The following is a 23,048-nucleotide window of genomic DNA, read 5'->3' as shown; positions in this document are numbered from 1 at the left end:
GGAAAAGAGAAATGAAAACGGCACTAATCTTGCTTTCAAATGGCTGTGAAGAGACTGAAGCGGTCACCACAATTGATCTGTTAACACGTGCTGGTATTGCGGTGACTTATGCCAGTATTACTGAAGATCATCAAGTGACCTGTTCACGAGGCGTGATTATTTTAGCGCAGAAAACCCTGTCTCAAGTGAAAATGCTTGATTATGATGTGGTTATTTTACCGGGCGGAGTCAAGGGCGCCGAAAATTTCCGTGACTCCACAGCGGTTATCGATAAGATCAAACAAACACATCAAAATGGCAGCCTAGTGGCCGCAATTTGTGCAACACCAGCGATGGTATTACAGCATCATCAGTTATTTCCAACCGCTTATATGACCGGCTATCCAAGTACCAAACCAGCTTTTAAATTATGGAAAGATGATCGGGTTTATTATGATGAAAGCAATAAGCTCATCACCAGTCAAGGGCCGGCAACGTCGCTTGATTTTGCGTTGAAAATTATTGCGGTTTTATTAGGTAAAAATAAGGCTGCCGAGATTGCTGCTGATCTTGTATTACCTGCTGGTATTAAGCACTATCAGGATTAATCAGCATCATTTATAAACAAGCGAAATTAACGGTCAAATGATCATAGCTGATGGTTTGACCGTTATGTTGTCTAATTAAGTCTGAATACGCAAATATTATTAAATCCATTATCCAGTAAATAGAGCGCTTGTAGTTTGCTCATCACGCCTCTATCGCAGTAAAGCAAATAACGTTTCGATTGGTCAAGTTGACTAAACTGACTGGCTAATTTATAAAATGGGATTGTTTTAACGGTGACGTTCGCCAATGAAAGAGGACACTCTTCCTGCTCTTCTGGCGCACGGATATCAATGATGACATCCTTCTCATTGAAGGCTGTCACGGTTTCTACTTCCTGAATCTGACTTGCTGTCTGTTTGGCTATTTCACGAATATCAATATTTTCTGCCTGAGCAACAGCTCGTTCTAAAATCGTAAAATCAAAGTTTTGTTCCTCAGCTTCAATTTTCTCTTTAATCGCTTTGACCGTTGGATTTTTCGAAATGACACCACAAAATTCAGGCATTGTTTTAGCGATATCTTCGGTACCAATCTCTCGCGCAAGTTTAATGATGGTCTCTTTATCATGGGTGATAAGCGGCCTTAAAATGAGCGTATCACTAGCATTATCGATCAACCGTAAATTAGTGAGCGTTTGGCTCGAGACTTGGCCCAAGGCTTCACCCGTAACGAGTGCTTGAACACCATAGCGCTCGGCAATCGATGAGGCAGCTCTGACCATCATACGTTTTAATACCACACCCATTTGACCATCATCGATTTTTTCAAGAATCTCACCGACAACATCTGAAAAGTCAATCGCAATAAAACGGACTTTATGCGAGCTACTAAAGCGATTCCAAAGATAATGGGCGGTCTGTTTAACGCCAATTTCGTGGGTTTTTCCGCCTAAATTAAAGAAGCAGTAATGTACTCGGCAACCACGACGCATCAACATATGACTCGAAACACCTGAATCAAATCCACCGGAAATCAGTGAGATAACATCTTCTTGTGTGCCAATAGGGAAGCCCCCAATACCTTCATATCGATGTTTAACTAAGAGCAGTTTGTCATTCTCAATTTCAATATTGATAATAAAATCAGGTTTGGTTAATTTCACCTGTGCAGAAGCAACATGTTGATTAAAACCACCGCCAACGTAACGTTCCACATCAATCGACGTAAAATCATGTTTACCGCGTCGTTTAACGCGGACACAAAATGTTTTATTTTCAATCAGTGGCGCGTAGTAAGGGAAGGCATGTTCAAAAATCTCATGCATATTTTGAAATGTGAGTTCATCAACCGCCAAAATATGATGGATACCGGGAATACGCGTTAACAGATCGGCAATCATCGCATCACTGCCTGCAATTTTCGGCCTGACTTCAATAAAATCCCAGTGACGAATCACCGCGACTTCACTCATATGCTGCTTAAGTATATTACGGATATTGCTGGTTAATATCTTAATAAAACGGATACGTACTGAATCACTCTTAATGGTAATTTCTGGAAAAAGCTTAATAATAAATTTCATAACAACATAAGGTAGTGTAAATAAAAATAGGCGCCATTATACTTATTTAATCGCTCATGCCTAGAATATATTTTATAAACGAGGCATTTTTTGACCAAAAAAACAAAATGTACTTGCTTGTTTTCCGATGTTTCGATAGAATTCGCCATTAATATTTTATTGTTTAGCTGCACGGTTCATTTTATGTGGCTATATAAAACAAAAAACGATTTGTAGGTTAAAATGTTTGAGACAATATTGCTTGTTATATTTTTGGTCATCTCGGTTGCGATTGTCGCACTCGTCTTAGTTCAGCACGGTAAAGGCGCTGACATGGGTGCGTCATTTGGTGCGGGTGCATCGGCGACATTATTTGGTTCCAGTGGTACAGGTAATTTTTTAACGAGATCAACGAGTATTCTCGGTTTGCTCTTTTTCATTGTGAGTTTAGCACTAGCTAATTTAAGCAGCTACACGGCCTCAAGAAGTTCCGATTTTTCAGATTTAATGTATGATGATAGTCATATTGGACAATCAGTCTTACCAGGCTCTTCAGTTCAACCGGTGAGTCCAGTATTAAACGGTAGTTCAACGTCAGATATTCCTGAATAAATAATCTATTTTGTGCCGAGGTGGTGAAATTGGTAGACACGCTACCTTGAGGTGGTAGTGCTCGAAAGGGCTTACGGGTTCAAGTCCCGTCTTCGGCACCATTTTTGTGAAAAAGCTGCTAGAGATAGTAGCTTTTTTTATTTTATTCGTTGTCTAAATCAACGATAGCACAAGCATTGCGTCTTTATTCATATACCCTCTAATTAATGATATATAACTCTATAGATTGTAATAAGTTGTCATCAGATTAATCTCTCAACAAACTATTGCTTTTTTTTATATAAAGTGTATAATTTATTCCATTAGACGCGGGGTGGAGCAGCTTGGTAGCTCGTCGGGCTCATAACCCGAAGGTCGTTGGTTCAAATCCAGCCCCCGCAACCAATTTTTATGGTTCTTATAGGCTTAATTCATTGATGCCTCGCTTGTCGAGGTTTTTTAATGCTTATTATTTGCGTTTTAAGACCAAGAATCATGATATAACAAAATATTGGGCGTTAGCCCTTTTTTTATTTCCGGAGGCGTTGCTTGAGTAACTTAGAACAGCAATTAACACAGATTATTAAGGAGCCAGTGAATGCACTTGGCTTTGAATTAGTTGGCATCGAGTTTATTCGTAGTCGTCATCCTGTATTACGCATTTACATTGATAGCGAAAATGGTATTAATGTGGATGATTGTGCAGAAGTGAGTCGACAGGTGAGTGCCGTAATGGATGTTGAAGATCCAATTACTGCCGCCTATATCTTAGAGGTTTCTTCTCCGGGATTAGATAGACCCCTATTTACGCTTGAACATTATCAGCGTTTTGTCGGTCAAGAAGTACTGATAAGTTTACGGATTGCAATGGCCAATCGCCGAAAATGGCAAGGGGTTATCAAGCAGATTGATGACGAAATGATTACACTCATTGTTGATAATAAAGATGAAGTATTTGCTTTTTGTAATATCCAAAAAGCGAATATTGTGCCTAAATTTTAACTTAAATAGGTAATGAAGGATGAATAAAGAGATTTTAGCTGTCGTCGAAGCAGTATCTAATGAAAAGGCACTATCCCGAGAAAAAATTTTTGAAGCACTTGAAAGCGCACTCGCAACTGCAACAAAGAAGAAGCAGACTTTGGATATTGATGTTGTTGTTCATATTGATCGTAAAACCGGTAATTATGACACGTTTCGTCGTTGGTTAGTGGTTGAGCAAGTCACACAACCAGTCAAAGAAATTACACTAGAAGCTGCGCAATACGATGATTCTTCGGTTAAATTAGGTGACTTCGTTCAAGAACAAATCGAATCAATTGCTTTTGACCGTATTACGACGCAGACGGCAAAACAAGTGATTGTACAAAAAGTACGTGAAGCGGAAAGAGCGATGGTTATCGATCAGTTCCGTAATCGTATTGGTGAAATTGTCACTGGCGTTGCGAAAAAAACGACGCGTGAAAGTGTCATTTTAGATTTAGGCAATAATGCTGAAGCGATGATGTCACGTGATGATATGTTACCGCGTGAGAACTTTCGTATTGGTGACCGTATTCGCGGCATTTTATATATTGTTGAACCGGAAAATAAGCCGGCACAGCTTTGTGTAAGCCGCTCTAGCCCCCATATGATGGAAGAGCTGTTTCGTATCGAAGTGCCGGAAATCGGCGAAGAGATGATCGATATTAAGGGCGTCGCTCGTGATCCAGGTTCACGCGCTAAAATAGCGGTTAAAAGTAATGATCGCCGTATTGATCCTGTTGGTGCTTGTGTGGGTATGCGTGGTGCCCGTGTTCAAGCCGTATCCAATGAATTTGGCGGTGAACGTATTGATATCGTGCTTTGGGATGATAATCCTGCACAATATGTTATCAACGCAATGGCACCTGCTGATGTGGTATCGATTGTTGTTGATGAAGATAAACATATAATGGATATCGCGGTTGAAGCAGAAAATTTACCGCAAGCTATTGGTCGTAATGGCCAGAATGTTCGTTTAGCCTCACAGCTGACAGGTTGGGTGTTAAACGTGATGAAAGTAGAAGATTTGCAAGAGAAACATCATGCAGAATCTTTTGCTGCCATCAAAAACTTTGTAACTCATTTAGCGATTGATGAAGATTTAGCACGTCTGCTGGTTGAGGAAGGATTCACTTCTTTGGAAGAGTTAGCCTATATTCCGGTTAATGAGTTACTTGAAATTGAAGAACTAGATGAAGAGTTAGTCGAAGCATTACAAAAACGTGCAAAAGACGCTTTAACCACCATAGCGTTAGCACATGCAGGTGATACTCATCCGAGTCAGGATTTGTTGGATATGCCAGGTATGACACGTGAATTAGCTTATAAACTCGCTGAGAACGGTGTCTCTGATCTCGAAGCACTTGCTGAACAAGGGACTGATGATTTAACCGATATTACTGAGCTTAGTACTGAACAAGCTGGAGAGTTAATTATGGCTGCTCGTAATATTTGTTGGTTCGGTGGCGAAGAGTAATTAATCGTAACGGGAAGGAATAGTATGACAAAAGTATCAATTCAAGCTTTAGCTGAAGAGATTAAGATCCCAGTAGAACGCCTGTTGCAGCAATTTGCCGATGCAGGAATTAAAAAATCAGCGACTGATCAGGTCAGCTCTGATGAAAAAGCGACCTTGCTTGCCCACATTGATCCTCAGCAGGCTGCGACAACATTAACTTTACAACGTAAGAAACCGTCTACTTTGAGTATGAACAGTTCTGGCGGTAAAAACAAAGAAGTAAAAATTGAAGTACGTAAAAAACGGACTTTTGTAAAACATGATGCTGAACAAATTCAGGCTGAAAAGGCTCGCCAGGAAGCTGAAGAGCAAGCTCGAATAAAAGAAGAGGAAGAAGCACGTTTGGAAGCTGAAAGAAAGGCACAGCAAGCGGCGGAAGAAAAAGCCCAAAAAGCAAAAGAAGCAGAACAAGTTAAGCAGTCAGAAAAAGCTAAAAACGCTGAAGCAAAAGTAAAGAAAGAATCTCATAAAGGTGCACAAAAAGAAGTGAATCCAGAAAAAGCTCGTTTAGAAGCGGAAGCAGCTGAACTTAAGCGTAAAGCGGAAGAAGAAAGTCAACGTAAACTTGAACAGGAAGCGAAACGAATGGCTGAAGAAGCCCGTCAGCTAGCGGATAAGTACAGCGTAGAAGAAAATGCATCTAAAAGTCAGGAAGATGAAGATTATCATTTAACCACTTCATTACATGCGCGTGCTGCTGAAGATGAATCTGATCGCGAAGTTGAAGGCGGAAGAGCGCGCAATAGCCGTAGTGCTAAAGTGACCAAACAGAAAAAGGGTAATAAACTTTCAGAAAATAAAGCTGATCGTGAAGAAGCCAGAGCGATTACGCGTGGCGGTAAGAAGAAAGTCAAAAGCGCATTACAACAAGGTTTTAATAAACCAGTTCAAGCCGTGAATCGTGATATTGTACTTGGTGAAACCGTGACGGTAGCTGAGCTTGCCAATAAGATGGCGGTGAAGGGATCACAAGTGATCAAAACTATGATGAAAATGGGTGCGATGGTGACCATTAACCAGGTTATTGATCAGGAAACGGCTCAGCTTGTTGCTGAAGAGATGGGACATAAAGTCACCCTTCGCCGTGAAAATGAGCTGGAAGAATCACTGATGAGTGACCGTGATACGGGTGCTGAACGTGTTTCTCGTGCTCCGGTTGTGACTATCATGGGACATGTTGACCATGGTAAAACATCACTGCTTGATTATATTCGTAAAACAAAAATTGCTTCAGGTGAAGCGGGTGGTATTACTCAGCATATTGGTGCTTACCACGTCAAAACACCTAACGGCATGATCACCTTTTTAGATACACCAGGCCATGCGGCATTTACTTCAATGCGTGCACGTGGTGCACAAGCAACCGATATTGTTGTGCTGGTTGTTGCCGCAGATGATGGCGTAATGCCACAAACAGTTGAAGCAATCCAGCATGCTAAAGCGGCGAATGTGCCGATTGTTGTGGCTGTCAACAAAACGGATAAACCAGAAGCAGATCCTGATCGCGTTAAAAATGAACTCGTTCAACGCGGTGTTGTGCCAGAAGATTGGGGCGGTGAATCGCAATTTGTTCACGTTTCGGCGAAAACTGGTGCCGGTATCGATAATCTGCTTGAAGCCATCTTACTTCAATCTGAAGTGTTAGAGCTTACAGCAGTTGAATCTGGTATGGCCAATGGTGTCGTTATTGAGTCATTCTTAGACAAAGGCCGCGGCCCTGTCGCGACCGTGCTTGTGCAATCGGGTACTTTACATCGTGGTGATATCGTTTTATGTGGTTTTGAATATGGCCGCGTAAGAGCAATGCGCAATGAGTTAGGTAAAAACGTTGAGCAGGCAGGCCCCTCTATTCCTGTTGAGATTTTGGGTCTCTCTGGTGTACCTGCTGCCGGTGATGAAATGACGGTCGTGCGTGATGAGAAAAAAGCGCGTGAAGTGGCTTTATATCGTCAAGGTAAATTCCGTGAAGTGAAATTAGCGCGTCAACAGAAAGCTAAACTTGAGAACATGTTTACTGATATGACCGAAAATGAAGTTTCTGAACTCAATATTGTATTGAAAGCGGATGTTCAAGGTTCGGTTCAGGCAATTTCTGATTCTCTACTTAAACTTTCAACCGATGAAGTCAAAGTCAAGATTATTGGTTCTGGCGTGGGGGGTATCACTGAAACGGATGCAACACTTGCTGCCGCATCTAATGCTATCGTGCTTGGTTTTAATGTACGTGCTGATGCTTCTGCGCGTAAAGTTATTGAAGCTGAAAGCTTAGATTTACGTTATTATTCCGTTATCTATGACCTGATTGACGAAGTAAAGCAAGCGATGAGTGGTATGTTATCGCCTGAATACAAACAAGAGATCATCGGTCTAGCTGAAGTTCGTGATGTCTTCCGTTCACCTAAATTTGGCGCTATTGCCGGTTGTATGGTCACTGAAGGTATGGTTAAACGTCATAATAAAATTCGCGTATTACGCGATAATATCGTGATTTATGAAGGCGAGCTCGAGTCTTTACGTCGCTTTAAAGATGACGTGAATGAAGTTCGTAACGGTATGGAATGTGGTATCGGCGTTAAAAACTACAATGATGTTCGTGTCGGTGACATGATCGAAGTTTTCGAAACGATTGTTATCCAACGTACGATTTAATCGTTATATTCGATTTTGATAATAGGGACCGTCATTTCACTGACAGTCCCTTATTTTTTTGTTATGCTTAGTTCATTATCTGAGATTAATTTGTCTTTTTTCATCATCGACGTTTCCCATCAGTTGGCTCCGCGGGATGAGATGGATTGATAGGGGAAGTGTGACAAATAGTCAGATAATGATAAATGCTAATGGTAACAGTTTAACTGTCAATGATAATGGTGAGGCAAGATTATGGCAAAAGCATTTGGTCGCCCGCAACGTGTGGCACAAGAGTTACAAAAAGAGATCGCAATGATCTTACAGCGCGAGATCAAAGATCCGCGGTTAGGCATGATCACCGTTTCTGATGTGGATGTTTCGCGTGATTTAGCGTATGCGAAAGTGTTTGTCACATTTTTAAATGTGAATGATCCTCAAGAGATAGAAATGGGAATTAAAATTCTCAACGATGCCAATGGGTTTATCCGTTCTCTGCTTGGTAAAGCGATGCGTCTTCGTATCGTACCCCATTTAACTTTTGTTTATGATAGTTCATTAGTTGATGGGATGCGTATGTCAAATCTGGTTTCAGATGTGATTCGTAAAGATAATGAACGTCATCATGAAGAGTAGTGGATAATTGTATCCGTACTCTATTAAGCTCATGTAGTCGTGACAAAAAAGTATTAATTTTGTAATCAGGCAATATCAGGATTTGGTAACGTGGCAAGACGTCGTAATGGCCGTGATATTCACGGCGTTTTATTATTAGATAAACCGACAGGGATGACCTCTAATGATATCTTACAAAAAGTAAAACGCATTTATCAAGCGAATAAGGCCGGTCATACTGGCGCTTTAGATCCCTTAGCAACGGGTATGCTCCCTATTTGTTTTGGTGAGGCAACCAAGTTTTCCCAGTATTTGCTTGATTCTGATAAACGTTATCGCGTGATAGCCAAGTTAGGTCAGCGTACCGATACCTCTGATGCCGATGGACAAGTGATCCAAACGCGCCAGATAAATTTCACTGAAGCTGAGCTCAGCGAGGCCTTGAATCAATTTCGAGGGCCGCTAAAACAAGTGCCGACGATGTTTTCAGCGTTAAAATATCAAGGTAGACCTCTTTATGAATATGCTCGTCAAGGTCTGACTGTTCCCCGTGAAGCGCGCGATATTACTGTCTACGAACTCTGTTTTTTGCGTCATGAGCAAGATGAATTAGAATTAGAAATCCACTGTTCGAAAGGGACCTATATTCGTACTATTATCGATGATCTCGGTGAAATACTAGGTTGCGGTGCGCATGTTATCTATTTAAGACGTTTACAAGTTTCACACTATCCGCAGCAAAAAATGATTACCCTTGAGCAGTTACTGGAGCAGCAGTCTGATCTGGATAGTTTGCTGGCTCATTTATTGCCGATAGATAGTCCGGTTCAAGATTATCCAATACTGCATATTTCTGCTGTGCAAGGTGCAGATATTTTGCTAGGGCGAACTATTTGTATCTTAGCCAGCGCTGCCAGTGAGAGATTGGTGCGTATTTATGCCGGGAGTGGGTCCGAGTCACACTTTTTAGGTATCGGTCTACACGCGCTTAACCAACTAGCGCCGAAGCGTTTAGTGAATCTATAATATCAAGTTGGTTTGATTATGTGGTGATTAAAGTTAGCGTCGCTTTGATTATTCGCAGTTTATCAATGCAGATAATCGCCCGCTCGGTCACCTGATTAATCAAATCACTATTAACATACTATAATAAGAAATATCATTTTCACTTAGGATGAACCAATGAGTCAAAGTCTATTTTCACGTCTGTGGCCGATTTTAATTTTATTAGTTTCTATGTCATCTGTGCAGTCGAGTGCCTCATTGGCTAAATATCTGTTTCCCATTTTAGGCCCTGAAGGTATGACGGCATGGCGACTATTTTTTTCGGCGTGTATGTTGTCTTTAATCTTTAAACCCTGGAAAAAGCGTATTAGTCGCCAAGCCTGCTTACCTATTGCTGTATATGGTATCGCGCTGGGAATGATGAATTTGGCTTTCTATAATGCTATTGAACGTATCCCGGTTGGTATTGCTGTTGCCATTGAGTTAGCTGCAGGACCCATTTTAGTTGCACTACTCTCTTCCCGTAGTTTGCGTGATTTTTTATGGTTAGGTTTGGCCATCATTGGCTTATGTCTGCTTTTGCCTTTAGGTCAGGCGAACTCACAGATTGATCTTGTTGGTATTTTGTTAGCTGCGGTAGCCGGGATTGGCTGGGCGCTGTATATTCTTTTTGGTAAAAAAGCAGGAACGATCCATGGCCCTTCCAGTGTGGCTCTCGGCTCGATTTTAGGAGCGATTATCATCTTTCCACTTGGGGTTGTGACCAGTGATGATATCATGTTTTCTACCAGCATTATTCCGATGGCTTTTCTGGTTGCATTCTTAGCCTCTACCTTACCTTATGGGCTGGAAATGATCGCACTGCCGCGATTATCGGCAAAATTGTTCAGTGCCTTGATGAGTTTATCTCCCGTGTTAGCCTCACTGTCTAGTTTTATTTTTTTACATGAACAATTGAGCTTTGTGCAGTGGCTGGCGATTATACTTATCGTTATCTCTTCGATTGGTACTGTACTTGCTTCACAAAAAAAATAGTGCTGAATTGATCATATCACGCATGGCTTGATGAGATTAGATCAGATCAGATAAGTTTGCTGGCGATTAATCGGCGTTGATAATAAAAAACCACCAGTCAGGTGGTTTTTATGTTTTTATAAGCCTTCTTCTTGTAAAACCGCGGCGACAGCCGGTCTATTTTGAATCCGCGCCATGAATTTTTTAATTTCTTGATGGCTTGACAGGTTTGGTACAAATTTACACCATCGTAACACAACGAACAGATAGCAATCAGCGATGGTAAAATGATTACCGGCAATATATGGGTGTTTAACTAGATGTTTTTCGATATAATCTAATTTGGCTTCAAGAACTTTTTTAGCACTCTCTCTACTGTCATCTGATGCATTTAAATGGAAAAAGGGTCCAAAATTTTTGTGTAGTTCTGTCGCAATAAAGTTGACCCAAGCAACAATCTCATATCGTTCAACATCACCCACTGGCGCTAATAAGTTTTTTTCTGGTGCTAAATCAGCGACATACTGTAAAATAGCGGCAGCTTCAGTGAGTAAAACTTGCTTATTTGTCTCCAAAGCAGGGACTTGTCCTTTATCATTGATTTGAACATAATCATGTCCAGATTCTGTTTTTTTATTGCGGAGATCAACTTTCTCTAAATTATAGTTTAATCCCGCTTCTCGTAGCGCAATATGAACGGATAATGAACAAGCGCCGGGTGAATAATATAATTTCATCAAAGCTCCTTAGCTACAAAATAATTAAAAATGAAACAACAGCTCTTTTTTATTCGGCTGTTTAAAAATCTATGTCAATGATGTAACTTGTTGATTTTTAATTGATAAAAATCATCATTTAATATTTTCATATTCTGATTTATCATTGAGTTATTGATTAAAGTAATGATTGCCTGACTGACGTGAACATAGCAATCTTTATTAATAATGAGCTTATTTTATTTTTTTACAAGATGTTTTTTTAATTATTTTAAAGACTTTTAATGGTGATCAAATCACCGATAAGCATGCGATTGCTGGTAAAAAATTAGATGATGCCAATCAGCCTATGTTATCGGTTATAGTCATTAAAAGTGCAGATTATTTCATTCCTATCATTTTTAAATCATCAGAGGATAAAGTATGTTATCGTTAACCAAACAGAATATTTTGCTAGCCAATGGTATCGGGATTGCACAACTAGGTTTCGGTACCTATAAAATTACTGAATATGAGGTAGCAAAACAGGCTATTGATAGTGCGATAGAACATGGCTATCGCGCTTTTGATACGGCGCAGCTTTATGGTAATGAAAAAATACTGGGGCGCGTTTTTCAAGAAAATCCACTTAAACGTGATGAACTTTTTATTACTACCAAAATAGCCAATGATAAACAGGGTTATGACACAACTTTGACCGCTTTTGAACAATCCTTAACTGATCTGCAAACCGATTATGTTGATCTTTTTTTAATGCATTGGCCTTTAAAAACCACTTTTTTTCAAACTTGGAAGGCGATTGAACGTATTTATGAAGAAAAACGCGCCAGAGCGATTGGTGTCTGTAATTTTCATCAGACACATTTTGAGCTTTTAAGTACGCAAGCCAATATTAAACCGATGGTGAATCAGATCGAAATACATCCTTACCTTATTCAGCAATCATTGACCGATTATTTACGGCATGAAGATATTGCTATTCAAGCCTGGAGTCCTTTAGCACGATCCAGCGTTAATGAGGATCCGCGATTAATCAAGCTAGCAAAAAAATATCAGCGTTCTCCTGCGCAAATTGTGTTACGTTGGCATATTCAACAAGGCTATATTGTTATTCCTAAATCAGCGACGCCAGCGCGGATTATAGAAAATAGCTTAATTGATGATTTTCAATTAACAGCAGATGATATGAATCTTATCAATAGCCTCGATGAAGGGTTTCGTACTGGACCTGATCCTGATGTTGTGTTTGAAAAAGATGGATTTTAGTAGCTGTTCACTCAAATAAGATGATGAGCCGTCATCATCTTATTTTCAGATTTATAGCGATTAACCGCCTGATATGTTGTAGCTAAAATAGAGCGTCAATCAAACTAATTCAACCCAGCCTACGCAACTGATTTTCCCTATCAAATAAAACTCAGTTTTTCTCGCACAACTTGATGATTTACTGATGGCATGAGCTTCCAATGATACAGTCCCTTTTTATGATATTACCGCAAATAATGTATTAAATTTACGATAAATATAAGTTAGAATAATGTTAATATTTTCTTTCTAAAATAATAATAAAATTGAACAGGGTAAGATATGACTGAAAGACCAAAAAGGAAAAAGTCAGCTAAAACTACCCAACATCAATCCAATATCCTTTGTCAAGATAACTTGCGCGTGAATATACTCAAGTTATGCTGGCTAAGCCATAAACATATCTCTCATTCATTGATGCTACGTATTAAAACTGATAATTGGTTCCTGCTGTGTCGCAAACTCAGCATCCTAAATCGTCTGTATAACTTGATAACACATCCATGCACTGTTTATAAAACTATGTACCGATGAATCGTTATTATCACAAAATTGAAGACGTTACATGATAATTATGATGAATGTAGTGCTAGGAAAATAAAGATGAAATTTAAAGATATCATTTCATTAATTGTATTAGGCATGGCTGGCGGAACGCTTTATTTGCTGCCATATATGAAATACTATTTTTATGAGCAAATGATTGAAAATACAGGGGCATCTGGTCAACAACTCGGTTTTCTGGTTACGATGTTTGGTATTGCCAGTATGATAGTGCTGTTACCTGGCGGGATGATTGCGGACAGATTTTCCAGCCGTAAATGTATCTTAGGGTCATTAATAATGACCGCTTTGTTAACAGCGATATACAGTTTTGTCTATACCTCCTGCCTGGCGTCCTTAGTCATTTGGTTTCTACTCGCTTTTACGTCGCTTTTTTTAGCCTGGCCGGCTATTTTTAAATCTATCTGAATAATTGGTGGTAACAACTAGAGTACCGCATACAGTCTCTATTATGCCGCTACAGGCATCACGGAGGCACTGGTTGGTTATATTATCATTAAAGTTTATAGTCAGTTAGCCGCAACGCATTTGATTGATGCTTATTTCGGGGCGATATGGGTATCGACACTGGTCAATATCGGCGTTGCCTGTGGTTTGTGGTTCTTACTCGGTAAGGAAAAAGCGTGTCATGATCACTGTGAAAAGCTACCAACCCTAAAAGAGTCTTTTGACGTCCTTAAATTAGCGGTGATTTGGATTATATCGATTATTCTTTTTTGTACTTATACGCTACATGTCGGTATGACATTTTTTACCCCCTATTTAACCAGCAGTTTTGGTCTGAGTGATGATGCATCGGGTTCTCTGACATTGATTCGTTCTTACGTATTTATGTCTTTTATACCGATCACGGGGTTAATTACCGATAGATTGTTTAAATCAACACTAAAATGGTTTTTAGTTGTCTGTCCTGTGGTGGCGCTCATTTTATTTGCCGTGATATTGCTTGGTGCTGATCGTGATTTTAGCTCGATTGAAATTGGCTTAAGTATGCTGGTTGCCTTTTTTGTCTGTAGTATTTATGCCTCGATGTTCTCGATTTTATCTGAATGTCAAATTCCTATTGCTGTGGCTGGCACCGCAATTGGTTTGGTTTCTATTTTTTCTTATACCCCAGATACCATCATGCTGCCACTGTTTGGCTATTTTGCTGATACCAATCAATATCACTTTATCTTTTTAAGCCTGATTATCATGGCATTATTATCCGGTTTATTGAGTCTGATACTATTAGCGATGAAGCGGAAAAATCAGGTAAAATCGCACGGATAGGACATTTTTATGAAAACGCATCATATTTTATATTTTTGAGCGATTATTGAGCACGGTGGCATACGATCGGCATCTCGCGCACTGGATATCTCACAAAGTTCAGTTGGTAAAGAATTAAGCGATCTTGAAGATGAGTGCGGTAGTCAGTTAATCGAGCGCAAGACCAATGGCGGCGTGGAGCTCACCGAAGCTGGCAAGCTGATTGAACCCTATTTTCGCTCAATTGAATTAAATATGTCCTGGGCTAAAGAGAGTATTAGCAAGACCAAAAAAGGCGATTTTGGTGTGCTAAGAGTGGGAATCACGCCGATTGTGGCCCCCACCATTTTACCTGATGTCTATCTTTGGTTTCGCTCGCGCTTTAAAAATGTACAGTTACAATTTTTAGATGGTCTGTTAAGTAATATCACCCCCCTGTTAAAATCAGCTAAAATGGACTATGCGATTGCATTACTGATGGATGGCTGGCACTGGGATAAAGGGCAGATCATCGTAAAAGAGTTGTTTAAAGTTTCACATAGCTTTGTGGCCAGAGCGGATCATCCCATTTTTAACAATCATAATCCGCTTGAATCAATTAGCAATTATGATTGGCTTATTACCGTCGAATCATTTGATGAGGCCAATAATTTTGTGGATAACTGTATTCATTCTCAAGGTATTGCCAAGCCTCGTTCTATTGTGTTAGTTGATACCTTTAATTGTTACACCATGATGAACAACACCAATTGTATTGCAATTATCCCCAGCTATTTATTTCAAACTGTGCCTGGTTTTGAAAAAATGCGGGTTATCGAATTAAATCCATTCAAGGCCGATTTTGTCTTACCGAACCCATATCGGTTGAAATAGTAATTGGCATGGTCGGTTCATTTTTTAGACCTAATTCATTAAACACATCAGTCACGAGTTCGGTACCGATTTTTAAATATGGCATATCAGAGAATTCGTAACCGATGTACTCCATTTCATATTTAGTATCTGTTGCCAAAGCAGCGCCGGCAATACAATTGGTTACTTTGGCTTTCATTTCTTGAAGATAAGCAATTTTGTCATGGCGAAGACAGAACTCAAGTTCAGTATAATCAGGAATAGAGTTACTCACCGCGCCGCCATTAACAACATAATATGACATGATTGCGCCCAGTTTTAATTGTTTACGTAATAGTCCACATGATGTCATCAGTAGTGTTGCAGCATCTAAGGCATTTCTACCATTAAATGGCGCTGCAGCAGCATGAGAACTGACCCCTTTAAATTTAACGCGGAATGCACTGAGTGATACTATTTTATAGTTTGCAGTTGAGGTGCCGCTGCCCATATGAATCATCATGGCAAAATCATATTTATCAAAAATACCTTTTTGTACCATCGGAATTTTATAGCCATCGTACTCTTCATCAGGAGTACCGATAATATCGATATCTACATCAATTTGGTCGATAATTTCTTTATATGTTGCGGCAGTTAAGAGCGAGATTGCGCCACTCGCACAGTGACCACAAGCATGACCTACTTCAGGTAGTGCATCATACTCAGCGATGATTGCCATTTTATATTTGGCATTATCTTTTTTAACGACATTGGCAAAATAGGAGTCGGGAACATCGCAAAAATTTCTGGTGACAGTCAGACCAAGATCAGTTAAAAATTGAATATGCTGCTCAGAGGCGTTCTTTTCTTTACCCGAGGTTTCCGGATGCTGGGCAAGATAAAGGCTTAATTTTTGCGCCGCTTGGGCATGTTTATCAATAACACTATCATAAGTTTTTGTTAATTCAGCATAATTTTTTATTATTTCCTTCCTTTTTATTTTAATAATTAATATCTATTGCTGTGATTGATACTAATATATACCAAAAAAAAGTAGTGATTGATTTTAGAATAGGTCGCGTACTATTTTGTAGAACACCTAAGTGTTGGTAAACAAGGGGTATAAGCAGAAAAGTATAAAAATCAAATAACTAAATGAAACGATACATCTATCTGTGTTGTAATACGCCATTTTTTGGGTCGGATATCATGATCTGCACATATCAGAGACTGGCATAAATAAGCTATTGTTTGGCTGGATGTGGGGGGAATATGTTTAGCAAAACAGGCGTGATAATGTTGGCTAATGACTTTATCGTTAGCCAACGTAATAGAGAAATATCTCAGCGCGGCTTAGCAAAAACCACTTTTGCAGACAATTGATACCTCTCTCTGAATATCGTGATAAGTGACGCTCGCTTTTTTCACTTTCTTTAGAAAATAGTAGGGGGATTGATCATAGATAAAATGATCGGTAATGTGATTAAACTGACCAGCGTACTGATAAAAGTGGCACTTGAGACCAGTTCCGGTTTAGTATTAAATTGTACTGATAACAGCGTCGTGTTAGCCGCACAGGGCATCGCGGCGAGCACGATTAATACCTCTTTATAGGCCAGGCTAATAGGCATAAAGTAGACCAGTCCTACTGCCAATATCGGTGAGATCAACATTCTGATCATTAACGCAAATGAGATTTTCGGATAATCGATATGTTTGATCTTTATCGTGGCAAGCTGCATACCTAAAATCAGCATAATAATGGGGACAGAAGCATCACCGATCATGCTAACCGCTAAGATGATCTCTTTACTGAGCGGGACGTGCAGTAACTGAAAAATAATCCCTAAAAAGGCTCCATAAGCAACGGGCATGCGAATAACGCGTTTAAGCACGTCCTTTTGACTCATATTATCGAGATGATTACTGCCTTTGGCGGCGTAATAAACGCCAATGGTACTCATGATAAATTGCTGTAATACCATCATAATCACGGCTAAATCGAAACCGGTGGCACCAAAAAATACTAAAATCACGGGTGTACCATAATTACCATTATTCATAAAACAGGACGATAAAATGAGTGCACAACGCTCTTTTTGATTATATCCCATCAGTTTTGCCCATAAGCTCACCATCGCCACCAGAATCAGACAGAGTGCGGCAACATATACAATATAGTAAAAATAGTCACTGGTTAAGGTATGCACATAGAAGGTTTTAAAGGCTAGGAAAGGGGATAAAAGATAGAGTGACATTCTGGACAGATTGGCAATATCAAATTTTAAGGTTTTTTGGCCAATAAATCCGGCAATAAAAATACAAAAAATAGGAAATAAGATTATAAAAAACTTCATAGCATATCCTGAGTGTTGTTGTTTGAATCCATCTCATCAATTGCAGTCACTAATGAGTATCTTAATTGTAGGCAAGTCTCATCAGAGAGTGCATGGCCCTCTTTATCGGTCAAGATAAAGAGATCTTTAACTTGCTCCCCAATCGTGGCAATTTTAGCACTTCTTAAGGATAACTGGAGCTTGGCAAAAATTTCGCCGACATAAGCCAGTAGTCCCGGCCGATCGAGCGCGATCAGTTCAACGTAGGTTTTTCGATCGCCGACGGCGGATAAAAAGTTCACTTGTGTGGGGACATGAAAGTTTTTAAGTTTAGCACTCATTTTTCGAATACGACGCCGTTTAAAGGTCTTTTGTGCTAACGTTTTCTCCAGCCCATTGATTAAGGTAGTGTATCTATCGGGATTGAGAATATGACCATTGGGTTCAAGCACAATAAAGGTGTCTAACGCATAACCATCGCGTGTGGTAATAATTAATGCTTCATGAATATTCAGATTATAGTGACCAATTTGATTACTGACCGCCGCAAATAGAAAAGGTCGGTCTGGCGAATAGATAAATAGCTCCGTACCGCCATGATCGGGGTCGGGCGTAATTAAAACCAGTGGCTGCGTCAGATCATGCTGGCATAAATTGACCGTATGCCAAACGATCTGTTCGGCACTGTAGCGTAAAAAGTAATCAAAATGGCAACGTTCCCAGAGCAGTTTTATCTGTTCCTGTGTTATGTTTTGCTCTGCTAGCAATTTTAATGCGGCTTGTTTATGTTGTCTAACGATGGCCCGATGTTGCGGTAATTGATGAAAGCCAAGCTCTAGCGCTCGTTCAGTGGAAAAATAGAGTTCACGTATTAAACTCTGTTTCCAGCTATTCCATAGCGTTTCATTGGTTGCGCACACATCGGCAACAGTCAGGCACAGTAAATATTGTAGTCTTCGTTTGGTATTCACCCGCTGGGCAAATTCGCGGATAACCAACGGGTCTTGAATATCGCGGCCTTGCGCGGTGACCGACATCAGTAAGTGATCACGAACTAACCAGACCACCAGTTCAGTATCACGTTCTGAAAAATCATGTAGTTGGCAAAATATTTGCAAGGCGCTGGCGCCGAGTTCTGAGTGATCTCCATGCATGCCTTTGGCTATATCATGAAATAAAGCGGCAATAATTAACAGGTATGGTTTCGACAGTTTTTGATAAACATGCGAAGAATTAGGATGGCGGCGCTGACCCTCTTCGGTTAAATATTGATTAATCTCTTTTAGCACGCGCATGGTATGTTCATCCACCGTATAGGCATGAAACAGATCAAATTGCATCATGCCCGCAATATGTTTCCAGCCGGGAATATAAGCGGCCAAAATACTGTATTGGTGCATCGGTAGTAACGCTTTTTCGATTGCATCAGGATGCTGAATTATCGCCATAAAATGGGCGCGACACTTTGGATCTTCGCACAATAAATGTTTGAGTTTACGTCTGGCATAGCGTAACTGCCGGATAGTATTTGAGTAAATCCCGCGCAGATGCGGATGACAAACCAGTGTGTGAAAGAGCTGCATAATCATGGTGGAATCACGAATAAACAGCTGCTCATCTTTAATATCGATTAATCCGTCCCGCACTTGAAAGAACTCATCAATATCATACGGTTTATTATTTGGATTAAGTGCCAGAATAGACTCTTCAAAGAGCTGCAATAACATCTGATTAAGCTCATTGGTATTATGAACAACGCGGTAATAGTCGAGCATCATTCTTTCGACGGGCCGATTACCTTCTCCTTCATAACCTAATAAGTGCGCAATACTGAGTTGACGCTCAAATAGCAGTCGATTGTCGTAACGGGTAATCACTGAATGTAAAGCGAAACGGATGCGCCATAAAAATTGTCGACACTGCTTTAGCTTTTCCATCTCTTCAGGGGTCAAATAGTTAAACTGATTAAACTCCTGCATGGAAATGCCACCAAAGTGCCTTAGCGCGATCCATTGAATCGTCTGAATATCTCGTAAGCCGCCCGGACTATTTTTGATATCTGGCTCTAAATTATAGCTGGTACCGTGATATTGTTGGTGACGCTGCTGCTGCTCATCACGCTTGGCTTGATAAAAAACAGGTGAAGGCCAAATTTTATCGGTAAATAACTGTTTTCTGAGATCATTGAATAGTCCAGCATGACCAATGACGATACGAGACTCAATCAGATTAGTCATGACGCTGAGATTCTTCTGTGCTTCTTGTAGGCAACCTTTTAAGGTTCGCACACTATGACCTACTTCTAAGTGAAGATCCCATAAAAATCGGACGATCTGGCCTATTTTATCTTCTTGTTCCTGATTCAAGGGTTTATCGGTTAAAAACAGTAAATCAATGTCAGAAAGGGGATGGAGTTCTTCACGCCCATAGCCACCAACGGCAATTAACACAACGCGATTACGATTGAATAATCGTCCGGTTTGGTTGGCAAATTGATAGAAGTGCCATAACCGCTGTAATAAAGCATCGATATACTGACTGCGTAGTAAAATCAGCTGATCGATAGGCGTCTTTTGTTTAAACTGGGTTAGACTCCACTGAGTAAAATCAGTCAGTTGTTTTTTCATCTCAACGATATTGATCTGCGCATCGGTTAATGACACCGGCGAAAAGGGTAAGTCTAAAACAGGCATCGAAATAACTTTGCTCATGGGCATCAATATGGACGAAAATGAATAGCTATATCGTTAATCTATTTTGGTTGTATGTCAATGTTTTTATCCGACAGGAATAAGATCACATTGTAGTTTAGTACTAGTTTGTTTATGAATAAGGATCGCTTGTCTTTCATACTTTTCGATGAAAATAGGTTGACTATTTATTCTGTTGATTCATCATATCGCTGCCAATCGTCTTCCTTTGCCACACGTTTTTGGGTATGGCACGCACGAATGACTGAAAACTATCTTATTGAATAAAATAATAATATGGATGAAATCACGCTAGTTTTTCAACTGTTACAACAAATGTGTATCTATCTGGTGGTTGCTTACTTACTCAGTAAGACACCGATATTTATTCCGCTGATGCAAGTAACTGTGCATGCGCCGCATAAGTTACTCTGCTACGTTATTTTCTCCATTTTCTGCATCATGGGGACTTATCTCGGTTTACACTTCCAAGACTCTATTGCCAATACGAGGGCGATTGGTGCTGTGCTCGGTGGCTTACTGGGCGGACCATTAGTCGGTATTGCGGTGGGCTTCACTGGCGGTATTCATCGCTATATGCTGGGAGGAATGACGGCTGAAAGCTGTATGTTATCGACTATTTTTGCTGGCTTGGTTGGTGGTGTTGTACATGTCGTCTTAAGGCGTCAAGGCCGCATTGATCGACTTTATAATCCGATTACTGTTGGCTGTTTGACTATGGTTGTAGAAATATTACAGATGTTGATTATTTTACTGGTCGCTCAGCCGTATGCCGAAGCATTAAATCTGGTCAAAAATATTGCTGCACCGATGATCATCACCAATAGTATCGGTGGGGCGATGTTTATGCGCATCTTACTTGATCGGCGCGCGATGTTTGAAAAATATACCTCGGCTTTCTCCGCGAAGGCCCTAAAGATTGCTGCTAGTACCGAGGGCATTTTATTAAAAGGTTTCAATCAAGAAAATAGTCTGAAAGTGGCACAGATTATTTATCAAGAACTCGATATTGGCGCGGTGGCCATCACTGATTGTGAAAAACTACTCGCTTTTATTGGCATTGGGGATGACCATCATCTTTCCGGCACGCCTATCTCATCGCCACAAACACTACAGGTTATTGAGCATAATCATGTTGAATATGTCGATGGTATCCATAAACCTTACTGTTGTTCTATCGATAAAAACTGTCGTTTAGGATCGACGCTGGTGATTCCGCTGCGCGGTGAAAACCAAAAGGTGATTGGCACAATTAAACTGTATGAGGCAAAAAATACGCTGTTTAGTTCAATTAATCGCACACTGGGTGAAGGTATTGCCAGTCTGCTTTCAGCACAAATTTTAGCCGGGCAGAACGAGCGTTATAAACAGCTGCTATTTCAATCGGAAATTAAATTACTGCATGCGCAGGTGAATCCTCATTTCCTCTTTAATGCCTTAAATACCTTAGTAGCAGTAATCCGTCGTAATGGTGATCAGGCCAGTTATCTGGTACAGAATATGTCGACGTTTTTCCGCAAAAATCTTAAAAGACCGGAAGAGGTCGTCTCATTGAAAGATGAAATCGAGCATGTGACCGCTTATCTTGAGATTGAGAAAGCCCGTTTTATGGAAAGGTTACAAATCTATATTGCGATACCGGAATCGTTAATGATGACGCAATTACCAGCGTTCTCGTTACAACCGATCGTTGAAAATGCCATAAAACATGGTACCTCTCATCTTTTGGAGACGGGAGAAATTACCATTAGTGCTTATCAGTATGAACCGAGTGTGATGATTGAGGTGACCGATAATGCTGGCCGTTATGATGCCAAACAGAGCGAACTCAATAAAAAGCAGGGGCTTGGTATGAACCTTGTCGATAAACGTATTAAGATTCGTTATGGCGAGGATTACGGAATTGAGGTTGCTTGTCAAGAAAACCTATCGACCACCATTCGAATTCGATTACCGCAGAGTGTAGAATAAATGATGTTAAAAATTATCCTTGTCGATGATGAGCCATTGGCGATAGAGAACCTGCGCTGTTTATTACAGCAGCATAGTGATATCGAGATTATCGCAGAGTGTCCTAATGCGATTGAAGCGATTAGTGCCATTCACCGTTTACGTCCTGATGTGATCTTTTTGGATATTCATATGCCGCGGCTCAGTGGACTTGAGATGTTGAGCATGATCGATCCCAGCTTTATGCCGCACATTGTTTTTTTAACCGCTTATGATCATTATGCTGTACAGGCATTTGAAGCACAGGCTTTTGATTATCTGCTCAAACCGATCGATGAGCAGCGTTTGCACAAAACTATGGCCAGGCTGAAACATCAACGTATAGAGCAAAATATTACCCAGTTAACCGGACTGAGTGACAATCAACTCAAATATATTCCCTGTGTTGGCCATAGCAAAATTTATTTGCTGAATATGAATGACGTACTCTTTGTGAGCTCACGAGCCAGCGGTAACTATGTGACCAGTTTGGATAGCTCGGAATATTTTACCGAATTAACGCTGCGAACATTAGAAGAACGAACCACTTTAGTGCGCTGTCATCGGCAATATTTAGTCAATATTCAGCAGTTAAAAGAGATCCGCTTTAATACTACCGGGCAAATCGATATTATTTTAACCAATGGTGCCGCAGTGCCCGTCAGTCGACGTTATTTTAAATCATTAAAAGCGTTATTAAGTTTGTAATGTGAATGAGTAGCCGCTGTATTGGGAACGGATTTTTGACTGGCTACTTAAGCATGTCCTCATCACGCTGAGTTTGCTGATGTCTGCGACCTATTATCGCTGTATGAGCCGAGTATATCGACCCATTTTATTAAAAATGAGGCAATTTTA

General features: G+C 40.2%; 19 protein-coding genes and 2 tRNA genes. 16 read left to right on the top strand and 5 right to left on the bottom strand.

Annotation, left to right across the window (positions count from 1 at the left end):
• Positions 1 to 11: 11 nt before the first annotated feature.
• Complete coding sequence (locus RHO15_10360) at positions 12 to 587, top strand: DJ-1/PfpI family protein (protein ID WVD63848.1); 576 nt, start codon at positions 12 to 14, stop codon at positions 585 to 587.
• Positions 588 to 658: 71 nt separating this feature from the next.
• Here the strand turns inward: RHO15_10360 and thiI are convergent, their stop codons facing one another.
• Positions 659 to 2,110: a tRNA uracil 4-sulfurtransferase ThiI gene (gene thiI, locus RHO15_10355; protein WVD63847.1), complete on the bottom strand. Its 1,452-nt coding sequence runs from the start codon at positions 2,108 to 2,110 to the stop codon at positions 659 to 661.
• Between the two features lie 222 nt (positions 2,111 to 2,332).
• On the opposite strand from thiI, the gene secG reads away from it, so the two are divergent.
• The 9 genes from secG to RHO15_10310 all read left to right on the top strand — a co-directional run bounded on the left by secG (position 2,333) and on the right by RHO15_10310 (position 10,505).
• Positions 2,333 to 2,701, top strand: coding sequence for a preprotein translocase subunit SecG (gene secG / locus RHO15_10350; GenBank protein ID WVD63846.1), 369 nt, complete (start codon positions 2,333 to 2,335; stop codon positions 2,699 to 2,701).
• Positions 2,702 to 2,715: 14 nt separating this feature from the next.
• Positions 2,716 to 2,802 (top strand) — tRNA-Leu (locus RHO15_10345).
• A 206-nt stretch (positions 2,803 to 3,008) separates the two neighbouring features.
• A tRNA-Met gene (locus RHO15_10340) sits at positions 3,009 to 3,085 on the top strand.
• Positions 3,086 to 3,229: 144 nt separating this feature from the next.
• Positions 3,230 to 3,682 carry a ribosome maturation factor RimP gene (gene rimP / locus RHO15_10335; GenBank protein WVD63845.1) on the top strand — a complete coding sequence of 151 codons (453 nt, stop codon included), beginning with the start codon at positions 3,230 to 3,232 and terminating at the stop codon, positions 3,680 to 3,682.
• A gap of 19 nt (positions 3,683 to 3,701) precedes the next feature.
• Complete coding sequence (nusA, locus tag RHO15_10330; protein WVD63844.1) at positions 3,702 to 5,180, top strand: transcription termination factor NusA; 1,479 nt, start codon at positions 3,702 to 3,704, stop codon at positions 5,178 to 5,180.
• A 24-nt stretch (positions 5,181 to 5,204) separates the two neighbouring features.
• A complete protein-coding gene (gene infB / locus RHO15_10325; protein WVD63843.1) occupies positions 5,205 to 7,871 on the top strand; it encodes a translation initiation factor IF-2 in 2,667 nt (888 codons plus the stop codon).
• Between the two features lie 234 nt (positions 7,872 to 8,105).
• Positions 8,106 to 8,486 carry a 30S ribosome-binding factor RbfA gene (gene rbfA / locus RHO15_10320; GenBank protein WVD63842.1) on the top strand — a complete coding sequence of 127 codons (381 nt, stop codon included), beginning with the start codon at positions 8,106 to 8,108 and terminating at the stop codon, positions 8,484 to 8,486.
• Positions 8,487 to 8,576: 90 nt separating this feature from the next.
• Positions 8,577 to 9,491 (top strand): tRNA pseudouridine(55) synthase TruB, encoded by a 915-nt coding sequence (gene truB, locus RHO15_10315; protein ID WVD63841.1) that lies wholly within the window; start codon positions 8,577 to 8,579, stop codon positions 9,489 to 9,491.
• A 156-nt stretch (positions 9,492 to 9,647) separates the two neighbouring features.
• Entirely contained in the window at positions 9,648 to 10,505 is an 858-nt protein-coding gene (locus RHO15_10310; GenBank protein ID WVD63840.1) for an EamA family transporter, read from the top strand.
• 116 nt (positions 10,506 to 10,621) lie between these two features.
• On the opposite strand, the gene gstA is transcribed toward RHO15_10310, so the two are convergent.
• Positions 10,622 to 11,221, bottom strand: coding sequence for a glutathione transferase GstA (gene gstA / locus RHO15_10305; protein WVD63839.1), 600 nt, complete (start codon positions 11,219 to 11,221; stop codon positions 10,622 to 10,624).
• 402 nt (positions 11,222 to 11,623) lie between these two features.
• Between gstA and RHO15_10300 the strand changes: the two genes are divergently transcribed.
• From RHO15_10300 to RHO15_10285, 4 genes are all read left to right on the top strand, one after another.
• Positions 11,624 to 12,466 (top strand): aldo/keto reductase, encoded by an 843-nt coding sequence (locus tag RHO15_10300; GenBank protein ID WVD63838.1) that lies wholly within the window; start codon positions 11,624 to 11,626, stop codon positions 12,464 to 12,466.
• Between the two features lie 642 nt (positions 12,467 to 13,108).
• Positions 13,109 to 13,477, top strand: a complete 369-nt coding sequence (locus RHO15_10295) for an MFS transporter (GenBank protein ID WVD63837.1) — start codon at positions 13,109 to 13,111, stop codon at positions 13,475 to 13,477.
• Positions 13,478 to 13,597: 120 nt separating this feature from the next.
• Positions 13,598 to 14,341 carry a hypothetical protein gene (locus RHO15_10290; protein ID WVD63836.1) on the top strand — a complete coding sequence of 248 codons (744 nt, stop codon included), beginning with the start codon at positions 13,598 to 13,600 and terminating at the stop codon, positions 14,339 to 14,341.
• 42 nt (positions 14,342 to 14,383) lie between these two features.
• Positions 14,384 to 15,193 carry a LysR family transcriptional regulator gene (locus RHO15_10285; GenBank protein WVD64999.1) on the top strand — a complete coding sequence of 270 codons (810 nt, stop codon included), beginning with the start codon at positions 14,384 to 14,386 and terminating at the stop codon, positions 15,191 to 15,193.
• On the opposite strand, the gene RHO15_10280 is transcribed toward RHO15_10285, so the two are convergent.
• The 3 genes from RHO15_10280 to glnD form a co-directional block, all read right to left on the bottom strand.
• Positions 15,150 to 15,893 carry a M20/M25/M40 family metallo-hydrolase gene (locus RHO15_10280; GenBank protein WVD63835.1) on the bottom strand — a complete coding sequence of 248 codons (744 nt, stop codon included), beginning with the start codon at positions 15,891 to 15,893 and terminating at the stop codon, positions 15,150 to 15,152. The two genes, RHO15_10285 and RHO15_10280, sit on opposite strands and share 44 nt — an antisense overlap.
• A gap of 694 nt (positions 15,894 to 16,587) precedes the next feature.
• Positions 16,588 to 17,511, bottom strand: a complete 924-nt coding sequence (locus RHO15_10275) for an AEC family transporter (protein ID WVD63834.1) — start codon at positions 17,509 to 17,511, stop codon at positions 16,588 to 16,590.
• Entirely contained in the window at positions 17,508 to 20,201 is a 2,694-nt protein-coding gene (gene glnD / locus RHO15_10270; protein ID WVD63833.1) for a bifunctional uridylyltransferase/uridylyl-removing protein GlnD, read from the bottom strand. Before glnD ends, RHO15_10275 begins: the two co-directional genes overlap by 4 nt.
• Positions 20,202 to 20,477: 276 nt before the next feature.
• Here glnD and RHO15_10265 point away from each other — a divergent pair, with 276 nt between their 5' ends.
• A complete protein-coding gene (locus RHO15_10265; GenBank protein WVD63832.1) occupies positions 20,478 to 22,172 on the top strand; it encodes a sensor histidine kinase in 1,695 nt (564 codons plus the stop codon).
• A 3-nt stretch (positions 22,173 to 22,175) separates the two neighbouring features.
• Positions 22,176 to 22,898 (top strand): two-component system response regulator BtsR, encoded by a 723-nt coding sequence (gene btsR, locus RHO15_10260; GenBank protein ID WVD63831.1) that lies wholly within the window; start codon positions 22,176 to 22,178, stop codon positions 22,896 to 22,898.
• Positions 22,899 to 23,048 lie beyond the last annotated feature (150 nt).

This window comes from Orbaceae bacterium lpD01, assembly GCA_036251705.1.
Classification (GTDB): domain Bacteria; phylum Pseudomonadota; class Gammaproteobacteria; order Enterobacterales; family Orbaceae; genus Utexia; species Utexia brackfieldae.
The sequence above is the reverse complement of the archived record's forward strand: the minus strand, read 5'-3'. Positions and strand labels throughout refer to the sequence as shown.